The organism is Novosphingobium sp. fls2-241-R2A-195, assembly GCF_030209485.1.
In the GTDB taxonomy this organism is placed as follows: Bacteria; Pseudomonadota; Alphaproteobacteria; order Sphingomonadales; family Sphingomonadaceae; genus Novosphingobium; species Novosphingobium resinovorum.
Genome location: NZ_JARVRY010000012.1, coordinates 18,458 through 34,945, shown reverse-complemented (window position 1 = coordinate 34,945; position 16,488 = coordinate 18,458). Strand labels below are relative to the sequence as shown.

General features: G+C 67.5%; 18 protein-coding genes. 3 read left to right on the top strand and 15 right to left on the bottom strand.

Translation table 11 applies throughout. The annotated features are described in order from the left end of the window. Positions 1-12 precede the first annotated feature (12 nt). The gene (locus QRN25_RS10100; protein ID WP_285019341.1) at positions 13-1,107 is read right to left on the bottom strand and encodes a fatty acid desaturase family protein; all 1,095 of its coding nucleotides are present in this window, start codon (positions 1,105-1,107) and stop codon (positions 13-15) included. A 146-nt stretch (positions 1,108-1,253) separates the two neighbouring features. On the opposite strand from QRN25_RS10100, the gene QRN25_RS10095 reads away from it, so the two are divergent. Next, entirely contained in the window at positions 1,254-2,414 is a 1,161-nt protein-coding gene (locus QRN25_RS10095; protein ID WP_271184502.1) for a GNAT family protein, read from the top strand. A 467-nt stretch (positions 2,415-2,881) separates the two neighbouring features. On the opposite strand, the gene QRN25_RS10090 is transcribed toward QRN25_RS10095, so the two are convergent. The 3 genes from QRN25_RS10090 to lipB all read right to left on the bottom strand — a co-directional run bounded on the left by QRN25_RS10090 (position 2,882) and on the right by lipB (position 4,726). Continuing rightward, complete coding sequence (locus tag QRN25_RS10090; protein WP_285019338.1) at positions 2,882-3,529, bottom strand: glutathione S-transferase family protein; 648 nt, start codon at positions 3,527-3,529, stop codon at positions 2,882-2,884. 190 nt (positions 3,530-3,719) lie between these two features. Further along, a complete protein-coding gene (locus QRN25_RS10085) occupies positions 3,720-4,046 on the bottom strand; it encodes a hypothetical protein (RefSeq protein WP_285019336.1) in 327 nt (108 codons plus the stop codon). Further along, positions 4,043-4,726: a lipoyl(octanoyl) transferase LipB gene (lipB, locus tag QRN25_RS10080; protein ID WP_285019298.1), complete on the bottom strand. Its 684-nt coding sequence runs from the start codon at positions 4,724-4,726 to the stop codon at positions 4,043-4,045. Before lipB ends, QRN25_RS10085 begins: the two co-directional genes overlap by 4 nt. Positions 4,727-4,809: 83 nt before the next feature. Between lipB and QRN25_RS10075 the strand changes: the two genes are divergently transcribed. Then, positions 4,810-5,622, top strand: coding sequence for a DUF7847 domain-containing protein (locus QRN25_RS10075; RefSeq protein WP_036526378.1), 813 nt, complete (start codon positions 4,810-4,812; stop codon positions 5,620-5,622). A 137-nt stretch (positions 5,623-5,759) separates the two neighbouring features. On the opposite strand, the gene QRN25_RS10070 is transcribed toward QRN25_RS10075, so the two are convergent. The 6 genes from QRN25_RS10070 to QRN25_RS10045 all read right to left on the bottom strand — a co-directional run bounded on the left by QRN25_RS10070 (position 5,760) and on the right by QRN25_RS10045 (position 11,152). Beyond that, positions 5,760-6,392: a class I SAM-dependent methyltransferase gene (locus tag QRN25_RS10070; protein ID WP_008832590.1), complete on the bottom strand. Its 633-nt coding sequence runs from the start codon at positions 6,390-6,392 to the stop codon at positions 5,760-5,762. 117 nt (positions 6,393-6,509) lie between these two features. Beyond that, the gene (arsC, locus tag QRN25_RS10065; RefSeq protein ID WP_285019295.1) at positions 6,510-6,854 is read right to left on the bottom strand and encodes an arsenate reductase (glutaredoxin); all 345 of its coding nucleotides are present in this window, start codon (positions 6,852-6,854) and stop codon (positions 6,510-6,512) included. Further along, positions 6,851-7,390, bottom strand: coding sequence for a (2Fe-2S)-binding protein (locus QRN25_RS10060; protein ID WP_008832592.1), 540 nt, complete (start codon positions 7,388-7,390; stop codon positions 6,851-6,853). Before QRN25_RS10060 ends, arsC begins: the two co-directional genes overlap by 4 nt. A gap of 1 nt (position 7,391) precedes the next feature. Continuing rightward, on the bottom strand, positions 7,392-8,126 hold the full coding sequence (locus QRN25_RS10055; protein ID WP_285019292.1) for a metallophosphoesterase family protein: 735 nt from the start codon (positions 8,124-8,126) through the stop codon (positions 7,392-7,394). Positions 8,127-8,182: 56 nt separating this feature from the next. Then, positions 8,183-10,216 carry a TonB-dependent receptor gene (locus tag QRN25_RS10050; protein ID WP_285019289.1) on the bottom strand — a complete coding sequence of 678 codons (2,034 nt, stop codon included), beginning with the start codon at positions 10,214-10,216 and terminating at the stop codon, positions 8,183-8,185. A gap of 243 nt (positions 10,217-10,459) precedes the next feature. Continuing rightward, the gene (locus tag QRN25_RS10045; protein ID WP_285019286.1) at positions 10,460-11,152 is read right to left on the bottom strand and encodes a fumarylacetoacetate hydrolase family protein; all 693 of its coding nucleotides are present in this window, start codon (positions 11,150-11,152) and stop codon (positions 10,460-10,462) included. Between the two features lie 151 nt (positions 11,153-11,303). On the opposite strand from QRN25_RS10045, the gene QRN25_RS10040 reads away from it, so the two are divergent. Beyond that, complete coding sequence (locus QRN25_RS10040; protein ID WP_197524460.1) at positions 11,304-11,822, top strand: YqgE/AlgH family protein; 519 nt, start codon at positions 11,304-11,306, stop codon at positions 11,820-11,822. 94 nt (positions 11,823-11,916) lie between these two features. Here QRN25_RS10040 and QRN25_RS10035 read toward each other — a convergent pair whose 3' ends face one another. The 5 genes from QRN25_RS10035 to QRN25_RS10015 form a co-directional block, all read right to left on the bottom strand. Further along, positions 11,917-12,474 carry a nucleotidyltransferase family protein gene (locus tag QRN25_RS10035; RefSeq protein WP_285019284.1) on the bottom strand — a complete coding sequence of 186 codons (558 nt, stop codon included), beginning with the start codon at positions 12,472-12,474 and terminating at the stop codon, positions 11,917-11,919. Further along, positions 12,471-13,484, bottom strand: a complete 1,014-nt coding sequence (locus QRN25_RS10030; RefSeq protein WP_271184511.1) for an XdhC family protein — start codon at positions 13,482-13,484, stop codon at positions 12,471-12,473. Before QRN25_RS10030 ends, QRN25_RS10035 begins: the two co-directional genes overlap by 4 nt. Beyond that, positions 13,484-14,101: a TetR/AcrR family transcriptional regulator gene (locus QRN25_RS10025; protein WP_271184512.1), complete on the bottom strand. Its 618-nt coding sequence runs from the start codon at positions 14,099-14,101 to the stop codon at positions 13,484-13,486. Before QRN25_RS10025 ends, QRN25_RS10030 begins: the two co-directional genes overlap by 1 nt. Before the next feature lie 77 nt (positions 14,102-14,178). Beyond that, on the bottom strand, positions 14,179-14,895 hold the full coding sequence (locus QRN25_RS10020; protein WP_036526369.1) for a murein L,D-transpeptidase catalytic domain-containing protein: 717 nt from the start codon (positions 14,893-14,895) through the stop codon (positions 14,179-14,181). Between the two features lie 129 nt (positions 14,896-15,024). Further along, positions 15,025-16,269: a polyhydroxyalkanoate depolymerase gene (locus tag QRN25_RS10015; RefSeq protein ID WP_285019279.1), complete on the bottom strand. Its 1,245-nt coding sequence runs from the start codon at positions 16,267-16,269 to the stop codon at positions 15,025-15,027. Positions 16,270-16,488 lie beyond the last annotated feature (219 nt).

The following is a 16,488-nucleotide window of genomic DNA, read 5'->3' as shown; positions in this document are numbered from 1 at the left end:
GAGAAGCCTTCTTTACCTGACCTTCATCGTGCTGCGCGCGAGCCTTCCGAGCAGCGGGGCAAGGCCGGAATAGTTGGCCTTGCCGTAAGTCGAACCGTCTTCCAGATGAGTGGTCAGGCGGCGGTGCGCCTCTGCCAGCGAGTGGTAGGGCATCGAAGGCAGCAGGTGGTGCAGCGCATGATAGCGCAGGCCCACCGGTGCCCACATCGCCGCGACGAAGCCGGGCGGTGGCACGTTCACCGAATCGAGATACTGCGCGGTGACGGTCATCGCTTCGCCGTCGTTCTCCCACAGGTGTGCGACGAGGGTGCGGACCTGGTTGAGCAGCGCGGTGAACGAGACGATGCACAGCGCGATCAGAAGCGGCCTCCAGCCCCAGACGAAGCTCGCGGCGACGAGGCCGATGGCCCAGGCCGAACAGGCGAGTTCCTGCCAGAACACCATGCGGGCGAAGTCGCCCTCCGGCTTGCGGCGCTTGTACTGCGGGTTGATGGCGAGCGCCGAGACGCGCTCCCACACCAGCGTGCGCAGCGGCGGCACGATTGCGCCCAGCGGCACGAGCACCGCCGAGCGGATCAGCAGAGCGGGCGGCAACAGTATCGCGGTGAGCGCGAAGACCGGCAGACTCCACGGCTTCATCAGCGCCAGCGGCAGGTATTCCGGGTCCTCGACCGTGCCGTAGCGGGTGCGGGCGTGGTGCTGGGTGTGCACGCCCTCGTACATGAAAGAGGGGATCAGCATCGGCACGCCGACCAGCAGGTTCCAGCCGAAGCGGAAGCCCGGGAGGGCATCCTTGTGGATGTGCGTCAGTTCATGGATGAACAGCAGCGCGCGGTAGAGCGCCAGCGATGCGGCCACGCCCAGCAGCACCGCGACCACCGGATTGCCTGCCAGAATCGCGCCTGCAAGCGCGGCATAGCCGAGCGCGGCGCTCCCCAGCATGTCGGGCCAGTAGATGCCGGGGCGGGCCGCCGCGATGTCGCGCGTCAGTTCGACGGCGGCGCGCAGCATCGCCTTGTCGTCGGGCATCTGCGAGTGCCACGTCGATCCCTGCGCGGAATTACGCGCATCGGCGGGGGGCAGGTCGATCGCATTCTGGGCATTCATCGTGCAAGATTTCCAAAGTGTTTCCGGGCATAAGGCCGCCCGGTCCGCGCTCCACCGCAATTCGCCGTGCGGTCCGACTTGACAACCTGCCGCCATCGGCAGCACGTCGCCCTCATATTCCGTTACGCCAGAACAAAGGCAGCATCGTGGCCGAACTAGTCATCACTCCGATCTCCAGCAAGGCCGACATCGCCGCTTTTGTCGATCTCGCTTATCGACTCAATGCGTCAGATCAAAACTGGGTGCCGAATCTGCGCTCGGAGGAAATCTCCAAGTTCACCCCCGGCAAGAACCCGTTCTTCGAGCATGCCCGCTGCCAGCTGTTCCTGGCGAAGCGCGACGGCAGGATCGTCGGGCGCATATCGGCGCACATCGATGAACTGGCGCTGAAACAGCCGGTCAAGCAAGGGATGGGGCCGGGCACCGGTAACTGGGGCGCGATCGAGGCGGAGGACGCCGAGGTCGCTCACGCCCTCATCGCCCGCGCCGAGCAGTGGCTGCGCGAGCAAGGCATGACCCGCGTGCTGGCGCCGATGAACTTGTCGGTATGGGAAGAGCCGGGCATCCAGACGGTAGGCCACGATCATCCGCCGATGGTGATGATGGCGCATCACAATGCGGCTTATCAGGGCTGGATCGAGAGCCAGGGCTACGCAGTCGTCAAGACCGTCAAGACCTACGAACTCGACGTCACGAAGCAGTTTCCGCCACTGATCCAGCGCATCGTCTCGTCGGGCGAGAAGAACGCCAAGATCGTCGTGCGCAAGGCCAGCCTCAAGCATTTTGACCGCGAAGCCGCGATCATCTGCGAAATCCTGAACGATGCCTGGTCGGACAACTGGGGCTTCGTTCCCTTCACCGACAAGGAAATCGAGTACGCGGGCAAGGCGTTCAAGCCGCTGGTGCATCCCGAACTGATCATGATCGCCGAGTACGAGGGCGAGCCGGTGGCGTTCATGATGACGCTGCCGGACCTCAACGGCATCCAGATGAAGGTCAACAAGCGTACCGGCAAGCCGTCCATCCTCGGCCTGCTCAAGCTGCTGCTGTGGCTGAGGAAACCCAAGCCCGCCGACATGCGCGTTCCGCTGATGGGCGTGCGCAAGAAGCTGCAGTCCTCGCGGCTCGCCAGCCAGCTGGCCTTCATGATGATCGAGTACATCCGCCGCGCTGCCGTTGCCAAATTCGGGGCCAAGCGCGGTGAGATCGGCTGGGTGCTCGAGGACAATCAGGGGATGGTCGCCATCGCCGATGCCATCGAGAGCACCGTCAACCGCGAGTACGCGATTTACGACAAGGCGCTCTGAGTGCCGGAGGTTTACACGGTTTACACGGTCCAGGGGGAACTGCCAGGCCGCTGCTTGCGAGGGTGAGTGGCGGATTTCTGCGGATTCGATCGGGATCGGAATTTCGCAAGGTGACACATCGGCCCTGTAAGGTGACACCTTTCCGTTGGAGAGTGTCACTTTGCGCGCTGAAAGTGTCACCTTGCAGGCGTGATGTGTCACCTTGTGCGTGAAAAGTGTAACCTTGCGCGATGGACCGGCTGCACATTGTGCGGGGAGAAGGCCGGGCAGGGGGCGCATCGGGCGAGAATACCGCCGTGCTGACGCTGTAGGAAAACGGTTTCGAGCTTCACCTTGAATCGTCATTGCGAGCGCAGCGAAGCAATCCAGAGCCGCGCAAACCGCCCTGGATTGCTTCGCTGCGCTCGCAATGACGAAGGGAGGGGCGATCCATTGTCTTTACTGCTCAGAGCTGCGGATTCGATCGCTTACCGCCCGGCCTGCTCGAACACCGCCAGCTGCGCCGCGAAAGCGCGCTGGAAGGCGGGGCGGGCCTCGCCGCGTGCGACGTAGGCGCGGATCGCAGGGAAGTTCTCCAGCAGCCCCGAGCTTGCGAGGCGGCGCAGTACCGAGATCGTCATCAGGTCGCCCGCGCTGAAGGCGCCGTCCAGCCATTCCGTATCGCCCAGCCGCGCGGCGAGGTCTCCGAGGCGCGTGTGCACCCGGGCGTCGAGCATGGTCAGGCGCTCCTCGTGCCAGGGCTTGTCGCTCTCGAACAGGGCGGCCATCGAGCGTTCGACGATCGGCGGCTCCAGCGTGGAGAGCGCGGCGAACATCCATGTGACCGCGCGGGTGCGAGCTTCCGGGTGCTCCGGCAGCAGCCCGGTATGGCTCTGCGCGAGGTGCAGCACGATGGCGCCCGATTCGAACAGCACGAGGCCGCCTTCCTCATACGTCGGGATCTGGCCGAAAGGGTTGCGGGCGCGGTGTGCGGCTTCCTTCATCGCCGGGAACGAGACGAGGCGTACGGTGTAAGGCTGTGCCACTTCCTCCAGCGCCCAGCGGACCGGCATGTCCCGCGCAAGACCGCGGCCGTGGTCGGGCGAGGTTTCGAAGACGGTGAGGGTGGGCAGCATCGCGGGTGGCTCCGGTTTGGGAGCGATGATGCGCCTGATGGGGATTGGGGCGCAAGGGGGGCATCCTCCCCGTCGCGAAGCGATGGGGAGGGGGACCGCTCGCGGAGCGAGTGGTGGAGGGGGTCGAAACCCCTCCGTCAGCCCTGCGGGCTGCCACCTCCCCATTGCTTCGCAACAGGGAGGATTTTGCCTAAGGCTGCGTCGGCGTCGCGGAAGGTGCCGGAGGCGGCGGGGCTTCGATCACCGTCGCGGGCTCGTCGCCCTCGACCACATCATCCGCCACTTCCGACGGCACCACCGCAGGCCCTCCCGCGCGCGGAAGGCCGAGCCCGGCGTTCGGGTCGGTAAGCGAGGCCTGCGACTTCACCGTATCGTAAGGCAGCATGTCGTCGCTGACCGAGCGCGGCAGCAGTTCGCCGCCCGCCGCCGCCTTGGGCTGGTCGTCCGCCTTCTTGCTGCAGCCGCCGAGCGCCAGCGCCGTCAGGGCAACGGGCAGGATCAGGTGCACGGACTTCATGCTGCGGTCTCCGGTGCGGAAGGCGGGCAGGGGCTTTCCAGTGAGGCGAGGAAAGCCGGGGCGCGTGCGATCAGCGCGGCGTCGAAGGCGGCGAGGTCCACGTCCTTGCCGAGTCGCTTGAGGCTGGTGACGCCGAATTCCTCGATGCCGCAAGGCACGATGCCGGTGAAATGCGAAAGGTCGGGCGCGACGTTCACCGAGAAGCCGTGCATCGTCACCCACTTGCGGATGCGAACGCCGATCGCGCCGATCTTCGCCTCGCGCCCATCGACGTCGGTGGTCCAGATGCCGATGCGACCTTCGGAGCGGAAGGTCTCGACGCCGAAATCGCGCAAGGTCTCGATCACCCAGCCTTCGAGGCCGTGAACGAAGCCGCGCGCGTCGCGGGCGCGCTTCTTGAGGTCGAGCAGGACATAGCCGATGCGCTGGCCGGGGCCGTGGTAGGTATAGCGCCCGCCGCGTCCGGCCTCGACCACCTCAAAGCGAGGGTCGAGCAGTTCGGCGACGGCGGCGCTGGTGCCGGCGGTGTAGACCGGCGGATGCTCCAGCAGCCAGACCAGTTCGCGCGCCTCTCCGGCGGCGATGGCTGCGTTGCGGGCGGTCATCTCCTCCAGTGCCTCGCGGTAGGGCACCGGATCGGCGGAGATGCGCAGTTCGATATCACCGGGTAGCGAAGTCATGCCGCGTTGCGTGGCGTCATTCCATGCGGTTATCAAGTGCAAACGCGCCAACCGGCGTCTATGGCGAGATCATGGAACCCTTGATGAAGTTCGACAGCAGCCGGGCCTGGAGCCAGGCATCCCAGGCCGTTTCCGCCAACCGCGAGGTCGTGCTGGCGCTGGCCGGGGTGTTCTTTCTCCTGCCGCAGCTGATGTTTTCGATCTTTTTCCCGCCGCCGGAGACGGGCGCGGGGATGAACGAGACGCAGATGATGACCATGCTGCGGACCTATTATCTCTCGGTTGCGCCGGTGCTGATCCCGATGGCGCTGTTCCAGGCGCTGGGCTCGCTTTCGCTCCTGTGCCTGCTCGACAGCGACCGGCGACCGACCGTGGGCGGGGCGATCCGCGACGGGCTGAAGGGCGTGGTGCCTTATCTGCTCGCGCAGATCCTCACCGGCATGGCGCTGGCGCTGATCGCGCTCGTGGTTGCGGGGCTGCTGGGCGTCGTCGGAGGCGTCGTCGGCGGGGTGATCGGGCTGGCCATCGTGCTGCTCTTCGCCATCGTCGTGGGCGTGCGCCTGTCGGTGGCGGCGCCGGTGATCGCGGTGGAGAACGTGTTCAACCCGGTCGCGGCACTGGTGCGCTCGTGGAAGCTGACCAAGGGCAATACCGCGCGGCTGCTGGGCTTCTACGCGCTGCTCGCGGCGGCCATGATCGTGCTGCTGATCTTCGGCAACGTTCTGACGATACCGATCACGCTGCTCGCTCCGGCCGAAGTCGCACGCTTCGTCGCGGCGGCGGTGGAGGCGGTGCTGGCGACGGTGATGGCGGTCTATTTCGTGGCGGTGATCGCGCAGGTTCATCGCCAGCTGGCAGGGCCTTCGGCGGAAGCGCAGGCGGACCTCTTCGGGTAAGCGCCTTATCCTCCCTGTCGCGCAGCGATGGGGAGGTGGCAGCCCGTCAGGGCTGACGGATGGGGCTTCTCCCCTCCACCACCGACTGCGTCGGCGGTCCCCCTCCCCATCGCTGCGCGACAGGGAGGATTTTCAGGTCAGTCCTCGTCCTTCCAGCCCCACCACATGAAGCAGGGCGGCACGTTGATCGGTTCGATCGCGTCGTCGATGCGCTTGAAGTGCGGGGCCATGTAGCTGCGCGCCTTGGGGCGGAACTGGTAGACCAGGAACGCGCCGCCCTTGCGGATCACGCGGTAGGTGGCAGAGGCGATGGCGGGCGCCACGCCCTTGGGCAGGGTGGAGAACGGCAGGCCCGACAGGACGTAATCCGCCTTCTCGTGCCCGTGCGCGCGCACGATCTCCTCGACGTCCGCCGCCGAGCCGTTGACCGCGACGAAGCGGCTGTCGCTGATCGTGCGGCGCAGGTAGTCGATGAACATCGGGTTGGTGTCGATGACGATCAGCATGCCGTCGCGCGGCAGGCGGTCGAGCACCGGCTGGCAGAAAGTGCCGACGCCGGGGCCGTACTCGACGAACAGCTTCGTGTTCGCCCAGTCCACCTTCGACAGCATGCGGTTGATGGTGAAGCGCGAGGACGGGACGATCGAGCCGACCATCACCGGGTTGCGGATGAAACCTTCGAGGAACACGCCCCAAGGCCCCATGCCCTGCTTGATCTTCTGCCTGATCCGGTGGGCCAAAGGCTGTCGGGCAAGCTCGGTGCTGGTCATGCTGAGGAAGGCTCTCGCAATATTGTCATGTCACGGATTTGCCATGCGGTGGCAGATTGTCCCTGCCAATGCAAGGCGATGGCGCGTTGCCGGAACGCGCCGGATGGGGAAACCGGGTCAGAGAATCTGGTGAACCGTTTCCTGTGGGCGACAAAGCCGCACGCCCTTGTCGGTCTCGACCAGCGGGCGCTCGATCAGGATCGGGTCGGCGGCCATCGCGGCGAGGACGGCGGCGTCGTCTGCTTGCGGCAGGCCCCGCTCCTCGGCATCGGTGCCGCGGATGCGCAGGCCCTGCTGCGGAGTGATTCCGGCGTCGCGGTAGAGCTGGGCGAGCTTTTCGGCGCTCGGCGGGGTCTTGAGGTATTCGATCACCGTAACCTCGACGCCCGGCGTTTCCTCGAGGATCGCCAGCGTCTTGCGCGAGGTGCCGCACTTGGGGTTGTGCCAGATGGTGGCTCTCATGGGGTCTGTCCTTTCGTGTCCGGGACCATCGCCGGAATTCTGCCGGAGCCGCCGGGGACCGGCGCGGCGTCGATCTTCTCTTCGCGGCGGGCGACGGCGGCGGCGCGCTGGATGGCGCGCACGAGCCGGGGCTGGACGCCGCAGCGGCACAAGTTCGGGATCGCCGCCTTGACCTCGGCCTCGCTCGGATTGGCGTTGCGCGCGAGGAGGGCGGCGGCGCTCATCACGATGCCGGGCGTGCAGAAGCCGCACTGAACCGCCTGCTCGGCCACCATCGCCTGCTGCACCGGATGCGAGCGGTCGCGCGACAGGCCCTCGACGGTGACGACGAAGCGGCCCTCGCACTCGGCAAGCGTGATGAGGCACGATCGCAGCGCGGCGCCATCGACCATGACGGTGCAGGCATGGCAATCGCCCACACCGCAGCCATACTTGGTGCCGGTGAGGTTGGCCGCATCGCGCAGCGCCCACAGCAGCGGCGTGCGCGGGTCCATCTCGAACTGGACGGGGCGGTCGTTGACGGTGAAGCGGGTCATCTCAGGCGTATCCCGTGGCCAGCGCGCGCGCCCAGTCCTCGCGCCCGCCCTCGGCGGCGCGGCGGGCGGCGGCGGTCCAGTCGTAAGCGACGGCGAGCAGCTCCGCTTCCCAGCCATCCGGCCCGCGCTCGACCACGGCATAGCGCGCTTCGGGCGAACCCGATTCGATGACGTAGGGATGCGGTTGGTCGTCGGCGAAGGCGGGCAGGCCGACCGAACCGGGGTTCACCACCAGCCGCCCGTCATCGAGGCGCACCGCCCGCTGCTTGTGCGAGTGGCCGCAGAGCACCAGCGGGGCGTCGATCCCGCCCAGCCGCTCGGCGATCTCTTTTGGGGTGGCGGCGCGGCAGCCGGTGGGCTCGACCGTTTCCAGCAGGAATTCCAGATCGCCGCGCGGGGAGCCGTGGCAGGCGTAGAGGTCGCTCTCCAGCCACATGTCCACCGGCAGCGAGGCCAGCCATTCGCGGTGGCGCGGCTGCAGCACGGCATCGGTGGCGGCGTCGGAAAGGTTCATCTCGGCGCGCGATTGTTCGAGCAGCTGGCGCTCGTGGTTGCCCCGGATCGTCTCAAGCCCGAGTGCCATCAGCCGATCCGCCGTGCCCACGCTGTCGAGCGGGCCGCTGAGGATGTCGCCGAGGTTGACGACCCGGCGCACCCCGCGCGCGGCGGCATCCGCCAGCACCGTATCGAGCGCGCCGAGGTTGCCGTGAATGTCGGAGATCACCGCGATGGCCATGCCCTCGCGATGCCCCGCCTTGCCGATCAGCGCAACCCCAGTCAGTTCAGGCCCAGTCAGTTCAGGCCCAGCTTGAACCCCGCCCACAAGGTGCGCGGCTGGCCCAGATCCATCGAGCCGCCCGCATTGCGCGTCACGATCGTCTCGTCGGTCAGGTTCTCGGCGCGCAGGACCAGTGAGGCGAAGCGCGTGATCGGCACTTGCGCATAGAGGTCCAGCGTCGTCGCGGCGGGCAGGGTGTCGACCTGAAGGTCGTCCTCGTACTGCGCACCGGTGCGGCGCAGGGTGGCGGCCAGGCGCCAGCCGTCGGCGGGCACCCATGCCACCGTCCCGCTGGCCGCGAGCTTGGGCACCTGCGCCGGGCGCATGCCGTCGAGCGCGATCTGCGCAGCGGTCGCCTTCACCTTGGCATCGGTCCACGACAGCGAGCCGGACAGATCGACCTTGCCCAGCTTGAGGTCGGCGCTTGCCTCGATCCCGCGCGCGTGGATCGAATCGACGTTCTGCCGCTCGCGCACGGTGGAGGACAAAGTGACGTTGGCGATGGCGTCCTTGAGGTAGTTGTCGAAGGCCGTGAGCGACAGGTTCAGCGCCTCGGAGGGGTGGAAGTCCACGCCTGCCTCGTAGCCGCGCAGGCGTTCGGGCTTGAGGCCGGCATTGGCATTGGTGGTGATCGGGAACACCACGAAGGGCCGGTACAATTCGTTCAGCGTCGGCAGGCGCAGCCCGGTATAGGCGGCGGCGCGCAGCGACACGGCGGTGCCGGCGTTCCACACTAGGCCGCCAAGTCCGTTGGCGTTCCAGCCGTCGCGGTCGGCGTAGCGGGTGTCCTGCGTCACCACGCCCGCGGCGTTCACCTGATGGTAGTAGCCGTCGGTGATGGTCCAGCGGTCGAGGCGGCCGCCAGCGGTCAGCACGAACTGGCCGATGGTCCAGTCGTCCTCGATGTAGAAGCCGAGGTCGGACTGCCGCCCGCCCGCCTTGCGGAACGCGGTGGCGAGGCCGGTGACGGCGCTATAGGGCGCTTCCACGAGGTTCCCGCGCGAGAGCTTCACGTCGGTGCCGATGCGCAGCACGTGGTTTTCGCCCACCGGCGGGCGCAGTTCGGCCTTGCCGCCGACCGCCAGCGTCGGGGTCTTGGCCTGATCGAGCGTCTTCTTGTAGCTCGTCGAGCTGATGACGATGTTCGAGAAGTCCTGCGCCTGCACGAAGCCCAGCACGTCGAACTGCCAGTCGCCCCGGCCCACGAAGCGCAGCGAGCCCTGCTGACCCGAGGACGTCGAATCCGCGCCCTTGAAGCGCAGCGTGCGCGCATCGTCATAGACGAGGCCCGATGCCTGAACCTCGATGGTGTCGGTCAGCGGCGCGACGGCGCGCAGCGAGCCCGACAGGCTTTCATACTTCGCGCGCGCGGTGGCGGCGACGCGCTGGTCCTTCGGCGTGGTCCAGAAGCCCTGGCCGCGATCCCACTGCACGCCCGCCACGACGAAGCCTTCGCCAAGGCGCGGCGCCACCGTGAGCGAGCCTTGCGTCTCGCCCCGGTTGTTGACCAGCGCCTCCGCGCTTACCGGGCCGAGTTCGTCAGGGCTCGCGCTTTCCATCTCGATCGTGCCGGAGACCGCGCCCGTGCCGAACGCGCCCATACCGCCGCCGCGCGTCACCCGCACGGAGCCGAGGCGGTCGGGGGTGAGGGCGCTCAGCGGAATATAGCCGAAGAACGGGTTCGCCACCGGCACGCCGTCCAGCAGCACTTGCGCGCGGCTCGATGCATTGCCGCCCAGCGCGCGCAGGGTCACGCCCTGGTTCGAGGGGTTGGACGATCGGCTGTCGGAGCGGCGGAACTGCTGGAATCCGGCGACAGAGGCCAGCACATCCTCGATCCGGCCCGAGGCGCTGGAAACCAGCTTGTCGCGGGCGATCGTCTGGACGTCGTAGGCGGGCGTCGCCGGACCTTCCGAAAGCCCGCGCCCGGTGACGACGATGGGCTCGCGCGGGGCGGCGTCATCGTCCTCGGCCAGCGCGGGATGCGCGAGCGCGACGAGGGGCAGGGCGAGCAGGGCACAGGTGGTACGGCGTCGAATCGTTGTCATGGTTTTCCGGTTTTCAGGCATCGTTCTCCGCCCCGGTGTGTCCAGCAAAGCGCTGCGACTGACAAGGCGGGCAAAGGGTAGGCGACCCAAGGGATAACTCCTCCCCGGGACGGGGAGGGGGACCACCCGCAGGGTGGTGGAGGTGCACAGGCAGGTTCCCCCGCCCGCGAAAGCTCACGCGATCCCGAGGGCGCCCCTCCACCATGCTTCGCATGGTCCCCCTCCCCCGTCGGGGGAGGAATGTCATTCCGCTGCGCCGATTTCGAGCCGCAGCGGGGTGAGGCCCTCGATCGTGCCTTCCAGCACGTCGCCCACCGCCACTGGCCCGACGCCGGCCGGGGTGCCGGTATAGATCAGGTCGCCGGGCGCGAGGTGGTAGAGGCGCGAGAGGTCGGCGATCAGTTCGGGGATCGACCAGATCATGTCCGAGAGCACGCCGTCCTGCCTGACTGCGCCGCCCTGCGTCAGTGCGATGCGCTGGCCTTCAGGCGTGAACGCAGCGGCGGGCGTGATCGGCGCGATAACCGCGCCATTCTCGAAGTCCTTGCCGGTGTCCCAGGGATAACCCTTGGCCTTGGATGCGTTCTGCAGGTCGCGCCGGGTCATGTCGAGGCCGCAGGCATAGCCGTAGACCACCTCCATTGCCGCCTCGGGGGCGATCCGGAACGCGGGGGCGCCGATGGCGACGACCAGTTCCATCTCGTAGTGGCAGTTTTCGGTGCCCGGCGGATAGGGGATCGCCCCGCCGTCGAGGCACAGCGCTGCGGGCGCCTTGTTGAACCAGATCGGCGCCTCGCGGTCGACCGCGTTGCCCAGTTCCAGCGCGTGCGCGGCGTAATTGCGCCCGACGCAGAAGATGCGGCGCACCGGATAGGCGGCCGCTTCGCCGACGACGGGCACGGCGGGGGCGACGGGAAGGTCGAAAAGCAGGGTCACGGGGCTGGGTTCTCCTTTGTGCCGGGGCATAGGCCGCTCCGTCGCATCGGGAAAGCGCTCTCTCGGATACGGGGGTTGTAGTCGGCGCAAGGGGGCATAGAGTGGGCGGGTGACGACGCAGCAGTATCTTGCAGGCCGCATCCTATTGGCAATGCCGGGGATGTTCGACCCGCGCTTCGAGCGCTCGGTCAACGTATTATGCGTGCATGACGAGGACGGCGCGCTCGGCGTCGGCATCGGCCATGTGCGTGAAGGCGTGCGTTTCCACGACGTGCTGGAGGAACTGGGGCTAGACCCCGGCGTCTCGCCCAACCGCGAGATCATGCACGGCGGCCCGGTCGAACCGGGGCGCGGCTTCATTCTGCACTCGACCGACTGGGGCGGCAGCGACACTATCGAGGTCGCGCCGCTTTGCGGGCTGTCCGCCTCGATGGACGTGCTGCGCGCGATCGCGGCGGGGCAGGGGCCGTCGCAGTGGATCATGGCGCTGGGCTACGCCGGATGGGGCGCGGGCCAACTGGAGGGCGAGATGCGGCACCACGGATGGTATGCCGCCGAAGGCCACCGCGAAGTCCTGTTCGAAACGCCGCCGGAGGGGCGCTGGTCCGCGACATGGCGGGCGGAAGGGATCGATCCCGCGCTGCTTTCGAACGAGACGGGGCGGGCTTAAGTTCATCCTCCCTTCGTCATTGCGAGCGTAGCGAAGCAATCCAGGGCAGTCTTGGGCCGCCCTGGATTGCTTCGCTACGCTCGCAATGACGATGTCATGGGAGATTTTCGAGGTCGCCCGGGCGGTCCACGTCGAAGTGGATCGCGGGCGAGGAGACCTCGACTCTCACCACGTCATCGCGGCTGCGCAGCAGGCGTCCCGCGCCCTCGTCGCCGGTGAGCGCGGCGATGGCGGGGAAGGCCGCGGCGGACAGCAGGACCGGATGGCCGGGCTTGCCCCCGTGACAGGGCATCGCGGCATAGGCATCGCCGATCGCGGCGGCGAGTGTCGGTGCGACCTCGGCAGGAATGCGCGGCATGTCGCCGAGGAAAACGAAGGCGGCCTTTGCCTCTCCGGCCGCCGCGATGCCGGCCTTCAGCGTCTCGGACAAGGCATAGCTCTCCAGCCGCAGTGTCTCCACCGCAGGCGTGCCGGGCCATTCGCCCGTATCGAGCCCGGGCCGCGCGACGACGATCACCCGCTCTACCGGTGCGGCGCGGGCGGTGCGGATCGCGTGATGGAGCAGGGGCTCGCCATCGAGCCAGGCGGAGAGCTTGTCGCTGCCGAATCGGGTCGAGCGCCCGGCTGCGAGCACCAGTGCGACCGCGCTCAAGCCCGTTCCCGCGCCGGGTTCAGCGCCTGCATGATTTCGGCGATAATGCCGGTGGCGACTTCCCAGGGCGACTTGCCCAGCCCGGGCACGCCCGGCGAAAGCTGCAGCCGCGCCAGTTCCTCCGCGCTCGCGCCCGCCGCTTCCAGCGCGCCGAGGCGTTGGGCGGCGCGCGATCTGGCGCCGATCATGCCGACATAGCCCGCCCCGCCCCGCAAGGCGGCAAGGCAGCCGCCGAGGTCGTGGTGATCCTCATGCGTGGCGCCAAGGTAGGCGGTCCAGCGATCGACTTTCAGGTGGGCGAGGGCGTCCGCAGGCTCCTCGCGCAAGTAGCGCGAGACGGGGAAGGGCGGCGGCGCATGCGGGCCGCCGGGGCGCAGCAGGATCGTCTCGAACTGCGCCATCGCCCCGAGCTTCGCGGCGGCGAGCGCGCCGGGATCGCCGCCCGAGACGATCAGGCGGCGCGGCGGATCGTACCGGCGGGCGATGCGGAACGGGTCCTCGCGAAAGTCCAGCAACGGGCCGTCCTCCTCGCGCGCCTCTTGCGTTTCGCCGTCGCTCGCCCAGAGGCAGGTGCGGCGCTCGGCGGCGTGGTGCAGCAGCGCGGCGGCGGCGGGCGAATCCGGCGCGATCCGCTCCAGCAGCACATGCAGCGCGCCGCCGCAGCGCAGGCGAAGGTCGATCCAGGGGCTGCCCATGCCGTAATGCAACCGCTTCGGCTTGCCGTCGGCGAGCACTTGCGCGGCGTGGTTGGCGACGTCGCCCTCGATGCAGTCGCCCGAGAAATAGCCGCTCGCGGCGATCTGGCCGTCGGACCCTGCGGCGAACAGCATTTGCGCGCCGGGACCGCGCGGCGCGCTGCCCGCGACCTTGTAGAGTGTCGCCAGCGCCGCCGGACGGCCTGCCGTGAGGGCCGCGCGCAAGGCGGGGCGCACGTCGTCGATCCAGCCGAACTCGGGCCAGTCCGCGTCCTCGATCATGCCGCCAAGAACGGGGGCGTCGGTCAGCGTCATCACGCGCGCGCCGCTTGGCGCTCCATCGTGTCGCCGACCAGTGGGGCGATGACCAGACGGTGCAGGATCGTCGCCACTTCCTCGGGGCTGCGGGTGGAGGCGGGCTTGTCCCCGCCCTGCGCCAACCACCATGCAAGGATGTCGATGGTCGCGCCGGTGCCGTGGATGGTGCCGAGATCCGAAGGCAACCACGAATGGCGCGACTGCGCGCTTTCCGCGAGGCCGAGCGCCTGCCGGATGAACTCCTCGCGCACGATGCCCGCTGCGCCGCCGGTCAGCAGCGCCGACCACAGCATCGCGTGCTCGTGGACATGGCGGCAGACTTCCAGCGTCGATTCGTAGCTGTTGGCGGCGTAGAGGATGGGGATCGTGCGGCCGAGCAGATCCTCGATCTCGTGCGCGGCGACGTCGGCCAGCAGCGCTTCCTTGGTCGGGTAGTGCCGGAAGAAAGTGGCGTACCCGGTTCCGGCGCGCGCGCTGATCTCGCGGATCGTCAGTTGGTCGAACGGCTTGATTTCAAGCAGCGCCAGCAGCGCCGAGGTCAGCGCCTGCCGCGAGCGGACCTGTCGTGCATCGGTGGGAGCCTCGCGCTTGAGGCCGTTCAGGCTGGTGTCCATGATACGATGCGTATCATTGCGACGGAGGCGTGTCTAACCGCAGCAGCCGTGAACCGGCCGCAACGCGGCGTTGAATATCACCCTTCGCCGATGCGATCCGCGAACAGCAGGCGACCGCCGGAAAGGTGCCAGAGCGCTTCGTTGAAATCGTTGTCGCTCATGGCGAAGCAGCCCTCGCTGCGACCGAGCTTGCCCCACTTGTCGATCATCGAGGAGCCGACGTACCAGGCCGGATGCATGACGATCGCGCGCGGCAGCGCCATCGAATTGTCGTTGTCCAGACCCATCAGGCGGATCGAGGTGCCGTACTTGCCCTTGTACCACTCGGCGGTGAGGTAAGCCCCGCGCGAGGTCGCTTCCGAGCCGGGAACGTTGGAAAAGCTCTGCAGCCAGCCGCTGTGCGCCGGGTCGGAACCGCGCCCGTGCGCGACGAGGAACGAGCGCATCGTCCCGTTTTCCAGATTGGCGAAGTGGAGGCGCGGTTTCCACGAAGGCTGCGCAAAATCGACGATGCCGACCACGTCGGCGCGCCACAGATGATTGCGCACGCGCCCGGCCTGCTTCGACGCGACGTCGAGTACGCGGCGCTCGTAAAGCGATAGTCCGGTGGGCGATGCGGGAACCGATGTCAGGCTGCTTGGAAAGGCACCGGCGAGCGGCGCGAGAGCCTCACCGGGCGCGGTCGAATCGGGAAGGACACCTTCGGAGGCGAAAGCCCGCGCGGGCAAAGCCAGACCGATGCCGGCGACAAGCCCGCCCTTCAGTATTTTCCTTCGACTATGTGCGCGATCCATAGTGGCGGTAATACCACAATCGGTCCCGGTGATCCACCATCTCGTCGCGCGATCGGCGCTGTGCGGGAGCATTCCGCCGCAAAAAACGTTTGGCGGGGCCGCGACTTAGGCGCGACCCCACCACAAACATCAGGCTACCACCTTGAGCGGCTTGCGTTGGTGCTGGGCGATCCAGTCCTCCAGCACCGGGGCGATTCGCGTCCGCCACTTGCTGCCGTTGAAGATGCCGTAGTGGCCCACCTCGGCGGCGAGGTAGTACTTCTTGCGCTTCTCGGGCAGGTGGCTGGCAAGGTGCAGCGCGGCGCGGGTCTGGCCGATGCCGGAGATGTCGTCCCTCTCGCCCTCGATCGCCAGCAGCGCCGTGTCGCGGATGCCGGACAGGTCGATCCGCTCGCCGCGATGGACGAACTCGCCCTTGGGCAGCGAGTGGTTCTGGAATACGTGTTCGATCGTCTGCAGGTAGAATTCCGAGGTCATGTCGCAGACCGCGCGATATTCGTCGTAGAAGGCCTTGGTGGCATCGGCGCTGTCACCGTCGCCCGCGACCATGTGCTTGAACATGCCGTAGTGGCTCATCATGTGGCTGCCGAGGTTCATCGCCATGAACCCGGCAAGCTGCAGGAAGCCCGGATAGACGCGGCGGCCGCCGCCCGGATAGGTCGCCGGAACGGTGGCGATGACGTTCTGCTGGAACCACGAAAGCGGCTGCTGCATCGCCACGTCGTTGACGCTGGTGGGCGCCTCGCGCGTGTCGATCGGGCCGCCCATCATGGTGAGAGTGGCGGGACGGCAGGGGTGCTCCTTGGCGCCCATGATCGCAGCGGCGGCGTAGGCCGGAACCGAGGGCTGGCATACCGCGAGGACGTGGGTGCCGGGGCCGATGTATTCGAGGAAAGAAATGACGTAATCGATGTAGTCGTCGAGATCGAAGCGCCCGGCGCTCATCGGCACCAGCTTCGCGTCGGCCCAGTCGGTAATGTAGACTTCGGCGCTTTCCACCATGCGCGCGACGGTGCCGCGCAGCAGGGTGGCATAGTGGCCGCTCATCGGTGCGACGATAAGGAGCTTGGGCGCGTCCTTGCCGAGTCCGGGATGCTCGAATCGCAGCAGGTTGCCGAACGGCTTGTGGAGCACGATCGATTCGGTGACCGGCTGGATCTTGCCGTCGACGGTCACGGTCTCGATGTCGAAGGAGGGTTTTCCGCGGGGGGAAGCGGCGTGCGCGAAGACGTCCAGTGCGGAGGCCATGACTGGGCCGAGACCCGAATAACCGAATGGGAGCGAGGGGTTGGTCAGCAGTTCGGCGCCAACCGACGCCCATGCGGCAGCGCTGCTCATCATGGCGCGCTGCAACTCGTAGGCATTGTAGAGCAAGTCGATTCTCCTGGCCGTTTCGGGGGCGAACGCGGCCTGTGTGCGGGGGTCTTACCTCATGATTAGGGAACTAGAGGTTACCGTTGCAACGCGGCAATTCCGATTTCAGGCAGGTGATCTTCGCAAGAGAGACACGTTTCGCCGCGAATCGGACAGGTTGTCCATCGCTAGAAGGAAGCCTTTTCCTCCGCTTCGCGACGCTGTAAGGCGCGGCGCCAT